This is a genomic window from Priestia megaterium (assembly GCF_009497655.1).
Lineage (GTDB): Bacteria > Bacillota > Bacilli > Bacillales > Bacillaceae_H > Priestia > Priestia zanthoxyli.
Window position 1 is genome coordinate 4747217 of record NZ_CP023317.1, and the last position, 19009, is coordinate 4766225.

A 19009-nucleotide genomic window follows, 5' to 3' on the forward strand; every position below is an offset into this window, starting at 1 on the left:
CGAAGCTCTTTCTTTCATGTATAATGTATTTCCTTTCATCGCACACTAACCGTGGTCTCACTTTATTAAATAGGAGTGGTGAAAATGAATTCAAAAAAACAGCCTAAAAAGCAGCCAGATACAAATGAAATGGCTGACCGCCAGTTCGAAACAGAAGATTATAACCGACAAGATGCACTCTCGCAAGGTCTAGCAGAAACACATGAGCAAGTAAGCGACGCCTATCAAGAAGGATCATTTGAAGATACAGATCGTTAATAAAAAAAGAGCTGACTCTAAGTCAGCTCTTTTTTATTTTGAATGCTGCCATGCCGTTTTAGGCAATGACATGGACATCCACTGCTGGCGCTTTGATTTATCAATCGTCACTTTCTTTGCTTTAATTCCTTGTTGAATCAGCTGTTTCATTAGTTTATCAATTGACTTCATCGCTATTCACCTCAAAAGCGGAAATTTGTCTTGCTTCTACTCTTTTACTTTTTTGCGCTTAAACTTCATAAAAAACTCATAGACAATTGGAACGATAATGAGCGTAAGCAGCGTAGAACTTGTTAGTCCTCCAATCACGGTAACCCCTAGCCCTTTTGAGATAAGGCCTCCACCTTCAAATCCAAAAGCTAATGGAAGCAGTGCACCAATCGTTGCAATAGCTGTCATTAAGATCGGGCGAAGACGTGTCATTCCAGCTTCTAGTAAAGCTTCACGCGTTGAAAGACCCTCTTGCTCTTTATGAATCACGCGGTCAATCAGAACAATCGCATTGGTTACCACAATTCCAATCAACATAAGAGCTCCAATCATCGAAGAAATACTAATCGTTTCCCCAGAGATTAAAAGCGCCACTAGCGCACCAATAAGTGTAAATGGAAGTGAGAATAAGATAGCAAATGGCGCTAAACCTCCACCAAATGTCAGTACAAGTACGAAGTACACGATACCAATGGCTGCGAGCATGGCAATTCCTAATTGACTAAATGAGTCATTAATTTGCTCTGATGCTCCGCCAAAGTTAATGTCCATATCACTTGGCAAATCAATTTTCTTCACTTCTTTTTGGACGTTAGAAGAAACACCGCCTACATCGTCACTCTTAATATCGGCACTTACCTCTGCATAAATTTTATTATCACGGCGCGTTACCGTATTCGACGTTTTACCTTTTTTAATATCGACAACTTCATTTAATGTAACTTCCTGTCCAGTTTGAGAGGTCACTTTTGTGCTTGAAAGTTCGGCAAAAGTAGAGAAATCCTCTTTTTCTTTTGGAAGGTATACGTTAATTTCATTTCCGTCTTTTTGGATAGTTGTTAATACTTCACGCTGTCCAAGGTTGGAAATTTGCATTCCGATTTGACTAGCAGACAAGCCGAGTTCAGCGGCTTTCTTTTGGTTCGGTACTAGCGTATATTCATCAAACGTATTTGAAAGCGTAGAATCGACATTTTTCAGTTCTTTATGCTTTTCTAAAACGCGCTGAACTTTATCAGCATAAGGTTTGATTTCGTCTAAGCTATCTCCGTAAATAAGGACGTTTAATGAATTATTGCTGCCGCTAGACGCCGTATTCATGGAGCCCCATTCACCTTGATTCGCTTGTTTATTCAGAGCTTTTAATACTTTATCCTGCTCTTTATCAAAGTTTTGTGTATCCTCGTCATATTGCACAAATGTTAAAACGTTATTTTTGCTTCCCGGATTAAAAGAGTTACCTTCACCGAACGAATACTGAACCGTTTTGACACCATCTCGCTTCATCAAGTACGCTTCTGCGCGATTCGCTGCTTTTTCCACGTCGCTTTGAGACTGTCCGGCTTTCGGTGTATACGTAAGCGTCAGCGTTTTTTCTTGATCGGATGATAAAAAGCTAACCCCAATAGAAGGAACTAAAAATAAACTTCCTACTAACAGTAGTACGGCTAACCCAAAGGAAATAAGCTTATGGTTTAGCGTCCAGTTCAAAATTCGCTTATATCCGTGCGCTAGTTTGCTTGGCTTTTCTTCTTTGACTTTTACATTTGTTTTAAATAACGAATGAGCAAGCATTGGCACGAGTGTTACCGCTACTAGCAGTGATGCTAACAGTGCAAAAACAACCGTTAACGCAAACGGTAAGAATAGCTCTCCTACCGGTCCTTCTACGAGACCTAACGGTAAGAATACGGCCACGGTTACGACTGTAGAAGAAAAAATCGGAACAAACATTTCTTTCGTCGCCGCGACAATTAAATCTTTTCCTGTAAGCTTTTCTTCCTGATAAGCCATGCGGCGGTAAATATTTTCAATAACGACAATGGAATCATCTACAACCCTTCCGATGGCTACAGTCATCGCTCCAAGCGTCATAATATTTAAAGAGATATCCATTGATTTGAGCGCCAAAATGGCGATTAATAGCGAAAGCGGAATTGAAATAACGGCAATAATCGTTGAACGAATATCACGTAAAAATAAAAGAATAATAATAACCGCAAAGACCGCACCGATAATAGCTTTATTTAGCATCGTATGAACAGAATCTTCAATCGGTTTACCTTGATCAAAAATATTGTCAACGTGAAGGTCTTTATTTTTCTTTTCTAGGCTATTCATTTTTTCTTTAATATCATTTACAACATTTACTGTGTTCGCATCCTTCGCTTTGACAACTTGTACAGCAATTGAAGGTTTTCCGTTCGTGCGAGAAATGGATTCTGCTTTCCCCGTCACTTTAACATCCGCAATTTCTTTTAATTTCACAGTTGGAATCGAAGCTGCGGACGGCGCCTGCTGCACGGCTTTTTGTGTTTGCTGCTGGCTCATTCCTTGTTGCTGACCTTGAGCAGCTCCTTGACTAGGCACAGCTGGAATCTCTAAGTTTTCCAAATCTTTTTCTGTTGTCATCTTTCCGTCTACCACAACAGATTTTTGAGATCCATCCATCGTATACGTACCAGCCGGCACTTTTGCATCGGATGCTTGGATCAGCTTTTTCACCGTATCTTCATCGAGTCCCAGCTGCTTGAGCTTGTCTTGTTTGAATACAAGTTCTGCTTCTTCAACTTGTTCTCCTGACACGCTGACCGAAGAAATGCCTTGCACTTTTTCAACTTGTGGAACAACGGTATTTTTTACATACTTCGTTAAGTCTTCTAATGATTTTTTATCATCTGAAACACTTAATGAAATAATCGGAAAATCACTGATGCTTTGTCTTGAAACATTTGGTTCCTCTACATCATCTGGCAGATCCACGTTTGAAAGAGCTCGTCTGACTTCGTCTTCTGCCTTCTCCATATTTTTACTAAAGCCATATTCAACTTGAATGGTAGCCATATTTTCATAAGAAGACGAGCTAACTGTGTCAACGCCGCTCAGTCCCTGAAGCTTTTGTTCAATTGGCTTACTCACCTTGTCTGCCACTTGTTCCGGAGTGGCGCCCGGATAAGTTGCACTGACTGTTACAACAGGCGTTGATATATCAGGAATGGTCTCTAGCTTCATATTAAATCCTGAATACAGCCCTGCAATAATGACAAAGAGTGTTAACAGCCATACTGCAAATTTATTTTTCAATGAAAATTTAATAAACTTCCCCAATGCATATCCTCCTTCAAATATATGTATACTAATAAAATTGACTGATTGGTCACAACAACTTAAAATATAAATGACTAACCGGTCAGTGTCAACCCTAAGCAGTCTCTCTCCTAATATGTTCATAATAAAGACATATTTACGATAAATCTTTTTTAGAGGAACTGACTCCCGTTCTTAACTTTGATATATACCTTTATCTTTTTTAGTGTATGATACTATTATCTAACGAAATGAATGGTCAAATTGTTCAATAAAGGAGGTAGAATACTTGAAAGAAAAAGAAAAAAGAATAATTGAAGCTTCGATTAAGCTTTTTGCAAAAAAAGGATTTAATGCTACCTCTGTGCAAGAAATTGTAGATGAATGTAACATTTCAAAAGGTGCATTTTACCTGCACTTCAAATCTAAGGATGCACTTTTATTATCAATTCTAAACTTTTACTATGAAAAGCTCTTTAGCTCTGTTTATGCTCTCGACGAGGAAGTAAACGATGCCCGCAGCCGCTATATGAATCAGCTCATCTATTTCTATGAATTTATTACAGAGCACAGAGATTTTATTATCATGCAAATCCGGGAAAAATCTATTCCATTTAACAAAGAAGTGGAGACCTTTGTTCATAAAATGCAGCGAGAAACGTTTTACTTTCATCGCAAAAGCCTCGTTAGCGTATACGGAGAAGACGTAACTCCTTATATCTCCGATTTAACGAAAATGATTGAAGGTATTCATCATTCCTTTTTAGAAATTATTATCTTCAATCAATACGAGCTTACCTTTAAAGAAGTCGCGCAGTACATAATGGAACGAGTTGACGTATTAGTAGAAGATTTATTAGCTAGAAAACCTCGTCCCCTTATTCCCGCTTCTTTTGGTGAAGATATATACGGAAAGGAACGAACGACTTTTCTAAGTAAAAATGAGCAGGTAAAACAAGCTCTTGAGGAAATTAAACATCTGCTAGACACCAGCGATCATATTTCTGATGAACACGCAGACAGCTTTCACATTTTACAAACGGAGCTAAAAAAAGATAAGCCTACCGCTGCTATTGTAAAAGGCATGGTTGGAAATTTAACGGAACTTAAACCGTTGGAAGAACCGCTTAATCTTTTAACAGCTTTACTCCAACAAAAATAACAGAAGGCTTCAAGCTTTCTGTTATTTTTCTGCTTTTGAACTAGATACTCCCCCAGATAACACGAACTTCATTGCTTCTTCCGGCTTAATATCTAACCATTCAATTTCTTCTTTTGGAATCAAAAAAGTAAAACCGGCTACTTGAAAAGTTTGTGGAACATAGACAGCGACATGGTCTTTTAACGAATGAATCACCTCTTCTACTTCTTCAGAGGTCACAAACCCTATGACTTTCATTGACGTGCCGGGCATTGGCACTAAAGCTACTTTTGAAAAAGACTTTTTCTCTCCAAGAAAAGATTGAAATGTATCTTTAATGACACTATATAGCGTTTTAACAAGCGGTATTTTTTCTAACAATCGATCAATTAAGTTAATAATTTTCCCAGCGAAAAAACGGGTAGATAACCACCCTAAGAACGTAATTAAGACAAGCGTTGCTAAGATTCCAATACCAGGTATATAATCCTGCTTCATATAGGGCTTCAATACGTTCCCTAAAATGCTGTCTAAAAAATTAAATACTCTTACCAAAATATAAATAACAAGGATAATAGGGACAATCGTTAAGAGTCCATTAATAAAACTTTTTATGATTGCTTTCATGCAAACACCTCATTTTTCCTGACATACTGCTGTTCATTATACAATGGATTTGTTTTGCTGCGTCTTTTTATTTCTATTCACATACGTATAAACTAGCGACGTTTTATCAAAATAATAGATGGGTACATGAACATACATACTTATATATTTATTTTTTCGGAGGGATACAATTGGGACGTTTAGAATCAAAAATTGCTGTTATTACAGGGTCAAGCTCTGGTATAGGAAAAGCAACTGCTGAGCGCTTTGCGAAAGAAGGAGCGGTTGTTATTTGTGCCGATATTAATTTGGACGGGGTAAAAAAAGTAGCAAAAGAAATTAAAGACGCTGGCGGTGAAGCATACGCCTACTATATCGATGTAGCTGAAGAAGAAAAAGTAAAAGAGTTCACAGCGGAAATTGAAAAGAAATTTGGAAAAGTGGATATTCTTTTTAATAATGCGGGGACAGACACAGAAGGCGGCAAGCTTCACGAATATCCTGTAGAACTTTGGGATCGCTTAATGTCGGTAGATTTACGCGGAACATTTCTTGTAAGCAAATATGTTATTCCGCTGATGTTAGAAAATGGCGGGTCGATTATTAATAATTCATCCGTATCCGGACTGGCAGCAGACTTAGACCGTTCTGGCTATAACGCGGCGAAAGGTGCTATTACCAACTTAACAAGAACCATGGCAATTGACTACGCTCGTGAAGGTATTCGCGTTAACTCAATTGCTCCTGGAACAATTGAAACGCCTCTTCTTGATGATTTATCAGGCGCTGAAGAAGGAAAAAAATTCAGAAAAGCATATGAATGGGTCGATCCCATGGGCCGTTTAGGCAAACCAGAAGAAGTAGCCGGTGCCGTATTATTTTTAGCATCCGATGACAGCTCATATGTAACGGGTGACTGCATTACGGTAGATGGCGGTCATATGGCGTATACATGGCCTGGAAAAATGCTTTACGATAAAATGTGAGAATACAATTAGCTCTATACCTTAAGGTATAGAGCTTTTCCGTTTGCATTTTTTCTTTAAAATAGACGTGACATTATGTCAAGACAGGTGTAAACTTAAAGCAAAATTCTTTGCTTCTAGGAGGAAGACATGAAAACAAAACAATTATCAGAACGTCAGCTTCTTGGCATCGCAGGGCTAGGATGGCTCTTCGATGCAATGGATGTTGGCATTTTGTCTTTTATCATTGCAGCTCTTCACGCTGAATGGGGACTTTCCCCTACTGAAATGAGTTGGATAGGCAGCGTTAACTCGATCGGGATGGCCGTTGGAGCTCTCGTGTTCGGGCTGCTGGCTGATCGAATTGGGCGAAAAACCGTTTTTATTGTGACTCTTGTTCTTTTTTCAGTGGCAAGCGGACTTTCGGCTCTTACTACTACCCTTGCTGCTTTTTTAGTATTTCGATTTTTAATTGGAATGGGTTTAGGAGGAGAGCTGCCTGTTGCTTCTACCCTTGTGTCTGAGACCGTGGCGCCGGAAAAACGCGGTAAAGTGGTCGTCTTGTTAGAAAGTTTTTGGGCGTTCGGCTGGCTACTGGCAGCGCTTATTTCTTACTTTGTAATTCCAGCTTACGGGTGGCAACTAGCTCTTATCCTAACGGCTATACCAGCATTTTATGCCATTTATTTGCGCATCAAACTGCCAGATTCTCCTCAATTTTTAGAGGCGACAAAGGAAAAGAAACCGTCTATTGCGGACAATGTAAGAAGCGTGTGGTCTAAGCCTTATCGTCAATCTACCGTTATGCTGTGGGTTCTGTGGTTTTGCGTTGTATTTTCATATTACGGCATGTTTTTATGGCTACCTAGCGTCATGGTCATTAAAGGATTTAGCTTAATCAAAAGCTTTGAATACGTATTGATTATGACATTAGCTCAGCTGCCTGGCTATTATACGGCTGCTTGGTTTATTGAACGCATGGGCCGAAAATTCGTATTGGTCACATATCTGTTAGGTACGGCTGCCAGCGCATATATCTTCGGAAATGCGGAGTCACTTTGGCTGCTGCTAACAGCAGGAATGTTGTTGTCTTTCTTCAACTTAGGCGCTTGGGGAGCTTTGTACGCGTATACACCTGAGCAATATCCGACATCTATTCGAGGCACAGGAGCTGGAATGGCCGCTTCTTTTGGACGAATTGGAGGAATTCTAGGACCGCTGTTAGTTGGGTATATGTCAACTCAAGGTGTTTCTTTAACCGTTACGTTCTCAATCTTCTGTGCAGCTATTTTAATCGGTGTTGGTTCGGTTGTTTTTCTAGGAAAAGAAACCAAACAAAAGCAGCTCGCATAAAAAAAAGACGCTCTTTTAGAGCGTCTTTTTTGTGCTTATTATTTATTTTCTACTAGCTCTTTTTCGCCTGTCTCTACTTCCACGTCACGCTGAGCGAATACTTTCTTAGCTACGCTTAAAGCATTTAACACGCGAGGGAAACCTGTGTATGGAATTAATTGAATGATGCTTTCCACAATTTCATTCGGCTCTAGTCCAGCTGTTAAACCTGTGTTTAAATGCAGCTCAAGCTGAGGCTCTGTACCCTGAGTAACCAGTGATGAAATGGTTACTAATGCTCGCTGCTTATTCGTTAAACCTGGTCGTGAATAAATGTCTCCATAGGCAAATTCAATAATATATTTCCCAACGTCAGGAGCTAGGTCTTTTAAGTCTTCCGTAATTTTTAAATGAGTCGAAATATCATCGTTACTCGTTAACGTATATTCCATTAATTTATCTAAACCTTTTTGATAACTATTTTGTGCCATGTAAAATCAACCTCCGTATTTTTTACTGACACCGCGCGGAATCAATGTTTGTTTTCGTGTATGTTTTCTACACTATCTACTTTAGCGCACATTCTTTCTTTCGTAAAATACATATATTCAATACAACATATGCATTTTATCTATATAAAACAGAATGCTGTTCATTCATATAGTGGAGGAATTGTTTAGAGGCATATGAAATATATTTATCTTTTTTTAAAATCAATCCTAAATCCCATGAAATTGAAGGATTAGTAATAGGAACTGCTTTTACGATAGCAGAATCCACTTTTGCTGCAATGGATTGTGGAAAGATAGATACACCTAAGTTTTCCGCGATCATTTCACCGATAAAATCCCATTGAGAGCTCTCGTAAGCTACATTAGGTTCAAATCCTGCTTGTTGACACGCCTGAATAAGCCGGTCGTGAAGCGTAAAATCTTCATTAAACAAAATAAATTTCTCTTGGGCTAGTTCATTAATTTCCACATGAGTTTTAGAGGCTAAAGGGTGAGAGTGGTGAACATATAAAAGCATTTTTTCTGAGATAAAAGGATTAATGTCAAAAAGATGTTCATTTACTGGAAGCACCGCTACACCTAGGTCTAACTCTCCTTTTTCTACTGCTTTTTGAACACGATTGGCTCCGTATTCAATAAGTTTAATTGTGATATCTGGATAGAGCTGCTGAAACCCTTTAATAATCTTTGGAAAGAACAGCACTCCAATCAATGGAGGAATTCCAATTTTAATCATTCCTTTTTTCAGATTCATCACATCATATAAATAAGTCGATAGCTCATCAATGGATGCCATAACTTTTTGTCCTTGCGCATACACAACTTCCCCGGCATCCGTTAAATCAATCTGTCTTGCGGAACGATCAATTAATTCTACTTCCAATTCTTCTTCTAAGTTTTTCACCATTTTGCTCAAGGTCGGCTGTGAAATATGAAGACTTTGAGATGCTTTAGTAAAGCTCCTTAATTTAGCGACTTCTAAAAAATAATTAAGCTGACGAATATCCATCTCTGCTCCTCCTATAGATAAAGCGAATATCTTTTATCTTATTTATTCATTTTACCTATTAACTTTTAAGATATACAGCAAAAAATCCGAACGATTTATCGTTCGGATATACCTTCACCTAAAATACTTTTGTCCTGTCCTTTTTTACTACGGTTATTTAAAATATTTTGGCTGCTTGTGCTGCTTGTTCTAAACCACTTTCAATAATTTCTTGAGCACGATCCGGAAACTGATTATGTCCTTCAATAATAACGGAGTTCACGTCCGTGATTCCAAAGAATTGAAGTACGCTGCTAACATATTTAACGGCCATTTCGACCTCAGCTGCTGGACCTTCTGAATATACTCCGCCACGCGCGTTTAATAACATCACCTTTTTATCGCCCAGTAATCCCACAGGACCTTCTGGCGTATACTTAAACGTTTTGCCTGCTTGATTTAAATAATCAAAGTACGTATGAAGCACGGCCGGCACAGTAAAATTCCAAAGAGGAAAGGCAATGACAATTTTATCAGCTTTCACAAATTGTTCTAGGTAACGATTAGCAATTTCTGCTGCTTTGTTTTCCGCTGCCGTCACTTCTAGTCCTCTTGCTAATTTAAACTGACCGTTTATCATGTCAGCACCTAAATAAGGAAGTTCTTCTTTGAACAAATTTAGCTCCATTATTTCTTCACCTTGGTGCGATTGTTGATAGCTTTCTAAAAACGCATCATATAATTTTACGCTGACCGCTTCACTTGCCGATCTGTCATTTGCTTTTATAAAAAGAGTATAACTCATACTAAAACCTCCACTGATTGTTGATACTCTTATTTTATTCGCTTTGTCCTTGCGTTTCGCACGACTTTATAATGAAATACTTTCATACTTTAGTCGGAGAAATCTTATATAAGTAAGAATTTTTAAAGAGCTAAAAATCACATTGACAACGATAATCATTATCATTAAAATTAGAGAGAATTTATTATTTATCATTTAAAGTAAGGGGAGCTTTTTATGTGGTCAAGTTTGGCTTTGTCGCTTCGTGAAGGTTTAGAAGCATCGCTTATCATTGGAATTATTTTAGCTCATGTTACAAAAATCGGCCGAAAAGACTTAAAATATTCCGTCTTTATTGGCGCTGCTGCTGGCCTTATTTTCAGCTTAGTATTTGGCTTTATTGGTTTTAATGAGGCGAAAGAGTTAGAAGAAGAGTCAGAAGAAATTTTTGAAGGAGTCATGATGCTTTTAGCTGCAGGCCTTATTGCTTATTTTATTCTGTGGTTGCACCGAAGCAAAGAAGTGACATCTTCAGTTACATCAAAAATTTCCAAAAGCTCTTCCAAGTGGGGATTAATCGTTTTAGCCTTTTTATCTGTCTTTCGTGAAGGAACAGAACTAATCATTTTTAATCTGACACAAGTGAATCAACACGCCTCTTCTATTGTATTCGGCAGTATAAGTGGCATTTTGCTGGCCGTCGTTATTACATACATTTTGTTCAAAACAGCTATTAAGCTGAACCTTTGGATTATTTTTAAAGCGCTTGGTATTTTCCTTATTTTTATTGGGGGAGAGTTATGCGGTGAAGGTTTGGTTAAGCTATTTGAAGCTGGTGGAGAACCCCTTGAGATAATTGGATTTAGTGTATTTACAGTTGCATCACTGTATCTATTCTTCCAAACGGAGTTAAAAAAATTAAGAGTAAGAAAACAAAAATCAGCATCATGATCATAAAAAAGCCGCCTAATGGCGGCTTTTTTAGTTTATAGATGAAACGGGAAGATGAATCACAACTTCCGTCCCTTGTTCTTCTTCACTTTTAATAAAAATCTCGCCTTTATGCTGGCGGACAATAGTTTGTGCAATCGATAGTCCAAGCCCCGTTCCTCCCGTAGCTCTGCTTCTAGCTTTATCCACTCGGTAGAAACGTTCAAAAATATGTGCAAGATCTTCTTTTGGAATACCAATTCCATAGTCTTTCACTTTGATAATGACATCTTCCTGCTTTTTTTCCACGGTCACTTCAATTTTATTCGTACTGTATTTAATTGCATTATCAAGCAAAATAATCAGCACTTGCTTCATTTTCAGTTCATCCACTTGAATCATAATGGGCGTTTGATCATAATGAAGAACTAATTCTCTTTTGTATACCTGCTGCAGCTGCTTAACGATTTGTTCAAAAATAAGAACAAGATCTGTTTGCTTCAGATCAAGCGTTTGTTCTTTTTCCACACTTGCCAGATCAAGCAGCGTTTCAATCATTTTTTGCATTTTGGTTGCTTCCGCATAGATGGTGTCGATCGCATCCAGCGTAATTTCTTCATTTTTAATCCCTCTTCTTCTTAATAAATTAGAATAACTGCGAATAACGGTTAGAGGGGTTTTTAATTCGTGAGAAGCATCAGAAACAAACTGATTTTGCTTTTCAATATTTTCTCGCAAGCGGTCAATCATATGATTAAACGTAACGGTCATACCCTGCAGTTCATCTCTCGTCTCCGTTTGAATGAGAACTTTTTTAGGAACACCGCTCTCTTCAATCTCTTTCATCGTTGTGACCATATTTTTAATAGGATGCATAATGACGCGTGATAACCATCTTCCTCCTAAAAGCGACAGTAAAATGGACACAAGCGAACAAAAAATCAAAATTGATAGCAAAATATCTTTGCGGGTTTCAAAACCAGTCAGGAGCTCACCAATCTCAAGCGTTTCAACGACTTGATTATTGACTTTGACAGGCATGCGAATAACCAATACTTGTTTTTCTCTAATTTTGCGAAGCTTCACCTTTTTTTTCTTTGAAAATTCGGGCTTAATTTTCACCAGATGAGGATCATTTGATACTTGATTAATGACCGTAGAATTTTCTGAGACTGTTCGGATAAATGAATGGTTGGTCAAATAAAATTTTAGTAACTCTGGCGAAAGCTCCACGGAATGATCTTGCTGACCTTTTTGAATAATCTCGCGTGCTTTTTCGAATAAAATGTCCTGTTCCATATTCACCGTAGATTTAGTGAAGGAGAAAAAAACAACGATGTTCATGATTAATAAAATAACCACTAGCCATGCTGTTGTCAGCAAATTAATCTTCGTCGTGATCTTCATGTTTCTCCTCTTTCATCATATATCCTACGCCCCGCACCGTATGAATGAGAGAAGTAGAAAAACCTTCATCTACTTTTTTTCTTAAGTGGCGAATATACACATCAATTACGTTTGTTTCTCCTTCATATTCATAGCCCCAAACGTTTGTGAGAATCCCTTCTCTCGTGACAATTTTATTTTTATTCGTAAGCAAATACACGACTAAATCATACTCTTTCGGTGTCAACGTAATGGATTCATTGTTTCTTAGGACTTCCCTTGTTTCAAGATTAATGGTCAAATCACTGATCGTTAAGAGCTCTGCTTCAGCTTCTTTCGTTCCTGATGCTTCTACGAGCGAACGATAGCGAATACAAGAGCGAACTCGTGCTAACAGCTCTTCAATTTCAAACGGTTTTGTAACATAATCATTAGCCCCTTGGTCTAACCCCATTACCTTATCTAACGTCGTATTTCGGGCAGTTAATAAAATAACTGGCGTAAACACTTCCGCTTTCCGAAGTCTTCTTAACACCTCAATACCGCTCAGACTTGGAAGCATCACGTCGAGCAAAATGAGGTCATATTGAGCGGATATTGCCGTCTCTAAACCCGCTTTCCCGTCGTACTCAACATCTACTTCATAATCTTCAAATTCCAATTCAATCTTTAGCACTTTCGCAATTTGCGCTTCATCTTCCACAATTAAAATTTTCTCTTTCATATTATGCACCTCTCACCACATGTCTTAAGTGAAAGAATAGCTTCTTTAGATAAAAAAACAACACCTTTTTCAAAAGATGTTTGTTTTTTTATCTAAACCCTACTTTTTCAACATACTTGTTCTTTAGCTTATCCTTATTGTTTGTAAACATGAATGTTTTACGCATGAAGACCAATCGTTTGCTTTTCACCTAGAATCCAATTGACTACTGCTAAAAGTTCTTCAGGCGTTTGTGCTTCGATTTCTTTATGGTAAGCAGCAATCGCGTTATACAATGTGCTCATTTTATCAGCATCCTGCAGCACTGTCTGCAGCTGACTTTCTAACGATTGATCCGCCTTTAGTTCTTGAACTAAGTTTCGCTCTGTTAAATAGCGTAAATTCACCTCTTCTTGACCCGGTAAAGCAGAATGAACAAAAATCGGTAAATTTTTGCGAAGAGCTTCACTGACCGTGATACCACCTGGTTTTGTTACAATAGCATCCACTCGCTCATACAGTTCATTCATTTCTGTGCGTGATGAAATGTACGGAATTGGTGTAACGTGTTGTAGTTCCCACCCTTTGATTTCTTCATATAACTTTTGATTTTTGCCGCATAAGACAAAGTAATGAAAATGGCGCGCGTCTTTTAAATCATTGTAAAAATCCATAATATTGCCTAGACCGCTGCTGCCTCCGGCAATTAAAATATTTCGGCTACCATGATGCTTAACAGTTCTTGTTTTTGTTATTTCTTCATGTACCGGTATCCCTGTGACCATCATATTTTGAAGTGGAATTTCACTTTGAGCACGAAGCCCTCTTTTTACTTCTTCACTAGGAAGAAAGTGAAAGTCAATCTCTTCTTTTCCCCATAAATTATTAATAAAGAAATCCGTGTAGACATTTATAATAGGAACATTGCACTTGCCTTTTGCTTTTAATTGGCTGAGCAAATAAGAAGGAAATCCATGTGTGCATATAATTAAATCCGGATTTTCTTCTTTAACTAAGTGCTCCATTTTTTTTGCAAATACGTGATGATACCATTTAAATGAATGAACAGGCGGTTCATAAAAGAGATGTTTGTATGCCAAATTGTATGTTTCTGGAGCATAACGAATCCATTTCAAATATGTGCCTGTAACCACTTTTTCTAATAGTTCGTTTGTATAACTTAATAAATCTATTTTTTTATAACAAATATTTGTTGTTCTTCTTTCCAATATATCCATTAACGCCTCTGCCACTTGATGATGGCCAGAAGGCATTTTTAGAAGAGGTAAAAATAAAACCTTTTTCAACTGTTTCATCTCCTATTCTAAAAGCAGTTTCTTCCTCTCCTTTTTATATCATTAAATGTCCTTGAATTTCGGATTTTAATTGATTTTTAATGTGAAATTCATCGTTTTTTTAGAGTGTCAATCTAAACTAAGAGTGAAAAGTACTGCATAAGGAGAAAACAAATGAACCTCAATTACGAAGTATTTCAATGGATTAACTCGTTTGCTGGTAAATCCAGCGCAATGGATTCTGTCATGGTTATCATTACGAATAGCGTTCCTTATTTTATAATGGCCTGTTTGCTTTTGCTTTGGTTTAGCGGAAAAACAGAAAGAACAATTTATCACCGTTATACGGCTTTATACATGTTGTTTACAATTGTCCTTTCTCTTTGTATCAATGAAGTCATTCACCTGGTGTATTACCACCCGCGTCCGTTTGTGACTCATCATGTTCATAAGCTGATTCCGCACCCGGCTAATTCATCTTTTGTCAGTGATCATTCGATTTTAGTCTTTTCTGCTGCTTGGATCATGTGGTTACGAAAAAACAAATGGAGAAGCGTCATTTTTATATGGGCTGCCATCTCGGGCCTTTCACGCATTTACGTAGGTGTCCACTATCCAGCAGATGTACTTGGAGGCATGGTAATTGCGGGAGCTATCAGCTGCTTTGTTATCTATCTTTCAGATAAAACAGCTCCTCTTATCCAGCGATTATTCTGGATTCACGATGTGATTATCAAGCGTATTCCGTTTCTGTCTCGTTACACGCATGAACAAATTAGTAAAAAAAATCATTCAGCTTAAAGACGCTGAGACAAAAATAGTATAGTTGAAGTGAAAAACGAACCACTAATCAAACCGTTTGATCAGTGGTTCGTTTTTTTTGGTTACGATGAACGTAGATTTTATCTGTTTCGTTCCTTCTGGCAGTTGATTGGAGGACAAAGCGAAGTCTTGCACGGAAATCAACTGCCGTGTCACAAGCGGTCCATACGAGCTCATTTATCCGATTTGTTCGTCTTTAGATTGCATTGATTTCGTTATATCTCAATCTCTTTTTATTATTTATAAAAAAAAGATTGTTCACTTTCTTGACTTTCACTTTTATTTATTTTATATTAGTTGATGTATCAAACATTGATGTATCAAATATTAATCCATCAATAAATATCATAGAAAAAAGGGAGCGACTTTCTTGTCACATTCATGTTCTGAAAAAGCAAATGTTCTGTATGCTCTGCAAGAAGTTAATAAACAAATTAATCAAAAGTTTGAGCATTGTACCGGTGTTAGCCAATCACGTCTTGATATTTTACATCAGCTTTATGAAACAGGTGAAATGAGTCAAAAGGCGCTTCAACAGCAAGTAAACATTGATAATGCTGCAATTACAAGGCATTTAAAGCAGCTAGAAGAAAGAGATGTTGTATCACGCCGTAAAAATCCTGATGACAACCGCGTAACATTTGTAAAGCTTACGAAAAGCGGACATGAAAAAATCGGTGCATTTCGAAACGAAAAAGCTCGCTTTATTGATGAAGCATTTAAAGATTTCAGCGAAGAAGAACAGCTGCTGCTTTCCAAAATGCTTGAGCGTTTAAAAGTAAACATTTCGGCCATTGAACGGTCATAACATTTTTAACATAAAGGAGAGTTCATCATGACACAAACAAAAACACTAAACAATGATTTCCAAGATATTATTACAGGGCGCAGATCTATTCGTTATTACGATCCATCTGTCAAAATCAGCCGTGAAGAAATGAAAGAAATTTTAACAGAAGCGACGCTAGCTCCATCTTCTGTTAATGCACAGCCTTGGCGCTTTCTAGTAATTGATAGCCCTGAAGGAAAAGCAACACTAGCTCCGCTTGCTAAATTTAATCAATCACAAGTAGAAACATCGGCAGCTGTTATTGCGATATTCGGCGATTTAAAAAGCGAAGAAAATTTAGATGAAATTTACGATAAAGCTGTTGAACTAGGCTATATGCCACAAGAAATTAGAGATATGCAAATTCCAAAAATCAAAGCGCACTACGCAGCTGCTTCTGAAGAATTAAATAAAGAAACGGTATTAATTGACGGCGGTTTAGTATCTATGCAGTTAATGCTTGCTGCACGTGCTCACGGTTATGATACGAATGCTATTGGCGGTTATGAAAAAGATCAAATTGCCGAAGCATTCGGTTTAGACAAAGAACGCTATGCACCGGTTATGTTACTTTCAATCGGCAAAGCAGCAAATAGCGGTTACCCTTCTGTACGTTTACCAATTGAAAAAGTAGCTCAATTTAGATAATAAAAAAGGTGCTGTGTATTCAGCACCTTTTTTTATCCTCCACTAACGGGTGGAATAAATGCAACGGTATCTCCCGTTCCAATGATTTCTTCATCTGTTACAAACTCTTCGTTGACTGCTGTCATCGTTTGATTCAGAGAGGACAGCTTATATGTTTTTTGTACATATTCCTTTAATTCCTTCACTGTTATATCTTGCTTATCAACTGTTACTTGTTCCACTCCAGCCTCTTCACGTATAGCAGCGAAAAATAAGACGTTAATCATTTTTACATCTCCTTCAATGGCTTTCCTTCAGGATATTCTTTTGTTTCTAACTGATCGCCAATCCATTTTGTTCCATCTTCCCAAAATTCCTTTTTCCAAATTGGCACAATTTGCTTAATACGTTCAATAGCATACTCATTTGCTTCATAAGCTGTTTTGCGATGCGGAGAAGAAACCGCAATAACTACTGCGACTTCTGTTATATCAAGCTTTCCGATTCGATGAGTAATAGCTGTCAAAGCATCCGGCCACTTTTCCTGAATTTCGTCACCAATTTGGCTGAGCATTTTCACTGCCATTGGCACATAGGCTTGATATTCAAGAGAGAGCGTCTTTTTGCCTTTTGTAAATTCTCTTACCGTTCCAATAAATGTCGTAATAGCTCCCGCGTCTCTTCTAGAAACTTTTTTAATTATTTCATCTACCGCAATTGGCTGATTTACTACTTCAAATAAGTGCTGGTTCATCTTCTTTCCCCCACTTCTTTCAATAAAAAATTAAGATAAAGCTCGTCTTCTTGTAAGTGAAACATTGGATATGCTCGCTGCACTTCGTTTTTAAGCGGAATGTGACTAATCACGCATATGATATTGGTTAGAGAGGAAAGCAGAACAAGATCTTCTTCACTTCGAATCAAGACTGCTTTTGGATAGGATTCTTTTTTATATCCTTCAACAAAAATGACATCTGGCGAGAAAAATTGATAAAAATCAATCAGCTTTTTTAGGCTCCAGTCTTTACTGTTTGCCGTAAGCTGAAGGATCCCACCTCCTTCTACACCTGCCACATCGGCACCTGCTTGCTGGTGGCGATGACTGTCTTTTAGCTCACTGCTGCTATCTGGAGGTCCGCCGTGTCCATGGTGCTTAATAGAACCTACACGTAGATCGAATTGTTTCGCTTTTTTAATTAGCTTTTCCACTAAAGTCGTTTTTCCGCTGTTTTGAAATCCAACTACTTGTAAAACGGTGCAACTTGCTACCAAGGCCATTCACTTCCCTGCACGTCATCTAGCAATAAGACGTCAACCAGCATTCCTTCTTTGTACCCTCTCGTCCCTCCGGGAAATATAATTAACGTATCCGCATGAGCTAAAGAAGAAACAGCACTAGATTTTGTAAAGCTTAATGGAGAAGCAATCAGCTGTCCTTCCCTGTATGAAAGCCTGCCAGATACAAATCGCATAAAAGGATTTGGCTTTAAGAAGTCTTTTCCTAACAAAGCTTTTTCTTTCCGGAGGTGAGGGGTTCTTTTCCCCGCATATGTACTGATGACCGGACGAGCTAGCAGTTCAAAACCAACGTAGCAGGCCGTAGGGTTTCCCGATAGACCAAATAAAAGCTTGTCTTCCATACGTGCAACTGTTGTGACACTGCCTGGTCTCATCGCTATTTTATTAAAAAGAACTTCGGCCTGTAATTGCTTATACACCTCTGGTAGATAATCATAATCTCCTACTGAAACGCCCCCCGTTGTAATCAGCATGTCCACTTCTGATAGCGCAGATTTTACCGCGCTGTAGCACTGACTTAAATCATCGGGCATAATACCAAAATAGTTTACTTCTCCTCCAGCTTTTTCAATTTGGGCACGAAGCATATGAGCATTGCTATTACGAATTTTCCCTCGCTGAACAGGATCACGTACTTCCACTAGTTCACTTCCCGTTGCAAGTAATCCAACTACAGGCTTTTTGAAGACAGCTACGTTACTATAACCAAATGTGGCTAGAAGAGCAGCTACTCCCGGAGTGATATACGTTCCTTTTGAAACTAACATAGTGCCTTTTTTTGTTTCTTCTCCTTGAAACGAAATGTTATCTCCGCTGTTAAACGACCGCTTGATTTGAACGACGGGCTGGTTGTCTTTTATATATTCTTTTGTTACTTCAAGCATTGCCACCGCATCGCAGCCTTTTGGAATAGGAGCTCCTGTCATAATACGCACAGCCTGCATCGCGTTGACTGTATGTTCAAAAACAGAACCCGCTCCTATCTCTCCTCGAACATCCAGTTCTACTGGATGAAGTGATGATGCTTTTTTCGTATCTTGTGACCGAATAGCAAAACCATCATATGGAGAACGATTAAAAGCAGGAACATCATGATCTGCCATTAAATCTTCTGCTAAAAATCTGCCGTGAGCTTCTTCAAGCGCAATGATTTCTTGCTTTCCGCTTTTGACATACTGCATCACTCGCCCAACGCATTCTCCGACAGGGATAGGAGTTCGCTTTTCTCTCATTTT

Annotated in this window: 21 protein-coding genes; 8 read left to right on the top strand and 13 right to left on the bottom strand. The window is 38.2% G+C overall.

The genetic code is table 11. The features are described 5' to 3' along the window. Window positions 1-84: 84 nt before the first annotated feature. The gene (locus CEQ83_RS24395) at window positions 85-258 is read left to right on the top strand and encodes a YozQ family protein (protein WP_013085357.1); all 174 of its coding nucleotides are present in this window, start codon (window positions 85-87) and stop codon (window positions 256-258) included. A 33-nt stretch (window positions 259-291) separates the two neighbouring features. On the opposite strand, the gene CEQ83_RS27290 is transcribed toward CEQ83_RS24395, so the two are convergent. Both CEQ83_RS27290 and CEQ83_RS24400 read right to left on the bottom strand, forming a co-directional pair. After that, a complete protein-coding gene (locus CEQ83_RS27290; RefSeq protein ID WP_014457868.1) occupies window positions 292-429 on the bottom strand; it encodes a hypothetical protein in 138 nt (45 codons plus the stop codon). Between the two features lie 36 nt (window positions 430-465). Continuing rightward, complete coding sequence (locus CEQ83_RS24400; protein ID WP_155017530.1) at window positions 466-3576, bottom strand: efflux RND transporter permease subunit; 3111 nt, start codon at window positions 3574-3576, stop codon at window positions 466-468. A gap of 268 nt (window positions 3577-3844) precedes the next feature. Here CEQ83_RS24400 and CEQ83_RS24405 point away from each other — a divergent pair, with 268 nt between their 5' ends. Beyond that, a complete protein-coding gene (locus CEQ83_RS24405; RefSeq protein WP_028412077.1) occupies window positions 3845-4717 on the top strand; it encodes a TetR/AcrR family transcriptional regulator in 873 nt (290 codons plus the stop codon). A 21-nt stretch (window positions 4718-4738) separates the two neighbouring features. Here the strand turns inward: CEQ83_RS24405 and CEQ83_RS24410 are convergent, their stop codons facing one another. After that, entirely contained in the window at window positions 4739-5323 is a 585-nt protein-coding gene (locus tag CEQ83_RS24410) for a DUF502 domain-containing protein (protein WP_028412076.1), read from the bottom strand. Between the two features lie 170 nt (window positions 5324-5493). Between CEQ83_RS24410 and CEQ83_RS24415 the strand changes: the two genes are divergently transcribed. Both CEQ83_RS24415 and CEQ83_RS24420 read left to right on the top strand, forming a co-directional pair. Continuing rightward, window positions 5494-6288: an SDR family oxidoreductase gene (locus CEQ83_RS24415; RefSeq protein WP_028412075.1), complete on the top strand. Its 795-nt coding sequence runs from the start codon at window positions 5494-5496 to the stop codon at window positions 6286-6288. Between the two features lie 129 nt (window positions 6289-6417). Next, window positions 6418-7620 (top strand): MFS transporter, encoded by a 1203-nt coding sequence (locus CEQ83_RS24420; RefSeq protein WP_028412074.1) that lies wholly within the window; start codon window positions 6418-6420, stop codon window positions 7618-7620. A gap of 38 nt (window positions 7621-7658) precedes the next feature. Here the strand turns inward: CEQ83_RS24420 and CEQ83_RS24425 are convergent, their stop codons facing one another. The 3 genes from CEQ83_RS24425 to CEQ83_RS24435 form a co-directional block, all read right to left on the bottom strand. Next, window positions 7659-8090, bottom strand: a complete 432-nt coding sequence (locus CEQ83_RS24425) for a carboxymuconolactone decarboxylase family protein (protein WP_014457862.1) — start codon at window positions 8088-8090, stop codon at window positions 7659-7661. A 136-nt stretch (window positions 8091-8226) separates the two neighbouring features. Beyond that, window positions 8227-9120, bottom strand: a complete 894-nt coding sequence (locus CEQ83_RS24430) for a LysR family transcriptional regulator (protein ID WP_014457861.1) — start codon at window positions 9118-9120, stop codon at window positions 8227-8229. Between the two features lie 157 nt (window positions 9121-9277). Beyond that, window positions 9278-9904 carry an FMN-dependent NADH-azoreductase gene (locus CEQ83_RS24435; protein ID WP_048021813.1) on the bottom strand — a complete coding sequence of 209 codons (627 nt, stop codon included), beginning with the start codon at window positions 9902-9904 and terminating at the stop codon, window positions 9278-9280. 216 nt (window positions 9905-10120) lie between these two features. On the opposite strand from CEQ83_RS24435, the gene CEQ83_RS24440 reads away from it, so the two are divergent. Next, window positions 10121-10834, top strand: coding sequence for an FTR1 family protein (locus CEQ83_RS24440; RefSeq protein WP_028412072.1), 714 nt, complete (start codon window positions 10121-10123; stop codon window positions 10832-10834). A gap of 30 nt (window positions 10835-10864) precedes the next feature. Here CEQ83_RS24440 and CEQ83_RS24445 read toward each other — a convergent pair whose 3' ends face one another. The 3 genes from CEQ83_RS24445 to CEQ83_RS24455 all read right to left on the bottom strand — a co-directional run bounded on the left by CEQ83_RS24445 (window position 10865) and on the right by CEQ83_RS24455 (window position 14209). After that, on the bottom strand, window positions 10865-12220 hold the full coding sequence (locus CEQ83_RS24445; protein ID WP_155017531.1) for a sensor histidine kinase: 1356 nt from the start codon (window positions 12218-12220) through the stop codon (window positions 10865-10867). Further along, window positions 12198-12923, bottom strand: a complete 726-nt coding sequence (locus CEQ83_RS24450) for a response regulator transcription factor (protein WP_025752630.1) — start codon at window positions 12921-12923, stop codon at window positions 12198-12200. Before CEQ83_RS24450 ends, CEQ83_RS24445 begins: the two co-directional genes overlap by 23 nt. A gap of 158 nt (window positions 12924-13081) precedes the next feature. Further along, entirely contained in the window at window positions 13082-14209 is a 1128-nt protein-coding gene (locus CEQ83_RS24455) for an MGDG synthase family glycosyltransferase (RefSeq protein ID WP_155017532.1), read from the bottom strand. Between the two features lie 162 nt (window positions 14210-14371). Between CEQ83_RS24455 and CEQ83_RS24460 the strand changes: the two genes are divergently transcribed. The 3 genes from CEQ83_RS24460 (at window position 14372) to CEQ83_RS24470 (ending at window position 16496) form a co-directional block, all read left to right on the top strand. Then, window positions 14372-14998 (top strand): undecaprenyl-diphosphatase, encoded by a 627-nt coding sequence (locus tag CEQ83_RS24460; protein ID WP_155017533.1) that lies wholly within the window; start codon window positions 14372-14374, stop codon window positions 14996-14998. 391 nt (window positions 14999-15389) lie between these two features. Further along, the gene (locus tag CEQ83_RS24465; RefSeq protein ID WP_013085370.1) at window positions 15390-15827 is read left to right on the top strand and encodes a MarR family winged helix-turn-helix transcriptional regulator; all 438 of its coding nucleotides are present in this window, start codon (window positions 15390-15392) and stop codon (window positions 15825-15827) included. 27 nt (window positions 15828-15854) lie between these two features. Beyond that, on the top strand, window positions 15855-16496 hold the full coding sequence (locus tag CEQ83_RS24470; RefSeq protein ID WP_013059680.1) for a nitroreductase family protein: 642 nt from the start codon (window positions 15855-15857) through the stop codon (window positions 16494-16496). 32 nt (window positions 16497-16528) lie between these two features. On the opposite strand, the gene moaD is transcribed toward CEQ83_RS24470, so the two are convergent. The 4 genes from moaD to CEQ83_RS24490 are packed head-to-tail and all read right to left on the bottom strand — an operon-like array spanning window position 16529 to window position 19006. Further along, complete coding sequence (moaD, locus tag CEQ83_RS24475) at window positions 16529-16762, bottom strand: molybdopterin converting factor subunit 1 (RefSeq protein ID WP_028412068.1); 234 nt, start codon at window positions 16760-16762, stop codon at window positions 16529-16531. Between the two features lie 2 nt (window positions 16763-16764). Further along, window positions 16765-17229: a molybdenum cofactor biosynthesis protein MoaE gene (locus tag CEQ83_RS24480; RefSeq protein WP_025752620.1), complete on the bottom strand. Its 465-nt coding sequence runs from the start codon at window positions 17227-17229 to the stop codon at window positions 16765-16767. Continuing rightward, window positions 17226-17753 carry a molybdopterin-guanine dinucleotide biosynthesis protein B gene (gene mobB, locus CEQ83_RS24485; RefSeq protein WP_033580429.1) on the bottom strand — a complete coding sequence of 176 codons (528 nt, stop codon included), beginning with the start codon at window positions 17751-17753 and terminating at the stop codon, window positions 17226-17228. Before mobB ends, CEQ83_RS24480 begins: the two co-directional genes overlap by 4 nt. After that, entirely contained in the window at window positions 17741-19006 is a 1266-nt protein-coding gene (locus CEQ83_RS24490; RefSeq protein ID WP_098627036.1) for a molybdopterin molybdotransferase MoeA, read from the bottom strand. Before CEQ83_RS24490 ends, mobB begins: the two co-directional genes overlap by 13 nt. Window positions 19007-19009: the final 3 nt, after the last annotated feature.

Bases quoted from the DNA above. Each gene is read 5' to 3' on its own strand.
- CEQ83_RS24410 (WP_028412076.1), bottom strand. From the start codon at position 5,323: ATGAAAGCAATCATAAAAAGTTTTATTAATGGACTCTTAACGATTGTC.
- CEQ83_RS24490 (WP_098627036.1), bottom strand. From the start codon at position 19,006: ATGAGAGAAAAGCGAACTCCTATCCCTGTCGGAGAATGCGTTGGGCGA.
- CEQ83_RS24460 (WP_155017533.1), top strand. From the start codon at position 14,372: ATGAACCTCAATTACGAAGTATTTCAATGGATTAACTCGTTTGCTGGT.
- CEQ83_RS27290 (WP_014457868.1), bottom strand. From the start codon at position 429: ATGAAGTCAATTGATAAACTAATGAAACAGCTGATTCAACAAGGAATT.
- CEQ83_RS24395 (WP_013085357.1), top strand. From the start codon at position 85: ATGAATTCAAAAAAACAGCCTAAAAAGCAGCCAGATACAAATGAAATG.
- CEQ83_RS24450 (WP_025752630.1), bottom strand. From the start codon at position 12,923: ATGAAAGAGAAAATTTTAATTGTGGAAGATGAAGCGCAAATTGCGAAA.
- CEQ83_RS24435 (WP_048021813.1), bottom strand. From the start codon at position 9,904: ATGAGTTATACTCTTTTTATAAAAGCAAATGACAGATCGGCAAGTGAA.
- CEQ83_RS24440 (WP_028412072.1), top strand. From the start codon at position 10,121: ATGTGGTCAAGTTTGGCTTTGTCGCTTCGTGAAGGTTTAGAAGCATCG.
- CEQ83_RS24445 (WP_155017531.1), bottom strand. From the start codon at position 12,220: ATGAAGATCACGACGAAGATTAATTTGCTGACAACAGCATGGCTAGTG.
- CEQ83_RS24420 (WP_028412074.1), top strand. From the start codon at position 6,418: ATGAAAACAAAACAATTATCAGAACGTCAGCTTCTTGGCATCGCAGGG.
- mobB (WP_033580429.1), bottom strand. From the start codon at position 17,753: ATGGCCTTGGTAGCAAGTTGCACCGTTTTACAAGTAGTTGGATTTCAA.
- moaD (WP_028412068.1), bottom strand. From the start codon at position 16,762: ATGATTAACGTCTTATTTTTCGCTGCTATACGTGAAGAGGCTGGAGTG.
- CEQ83_RS24430 (WP_014457861.1), bottom strand. From the start codon at position 9,120: ATGGATATTCGTCAGCTTAATTATTTTTTAGAAGTCGCTAAATTAAGG.
- CEQ83_RS24425 (WP_014457862.1), bottom strand. From the start codon at position 8,090: ATGGCACAAAATAGTTATCAAAAAGGTTTAGATAAATTAATGGAATAT.
- CEQ83_RS24480 (WP_025752620.1), bottom strand. From the start codon at position 17,229: ATGAACCAGCACTTATTTGAAGTAGTAAATCAGCCAATTGCGGTAGAT.
- CEQ83_RS24470 (WP_013059680.1), top strand. From the start codon at position 15,855: ATGACACAAACAAAAACACTAAACAATGATTTCCAAGATATTATTACA.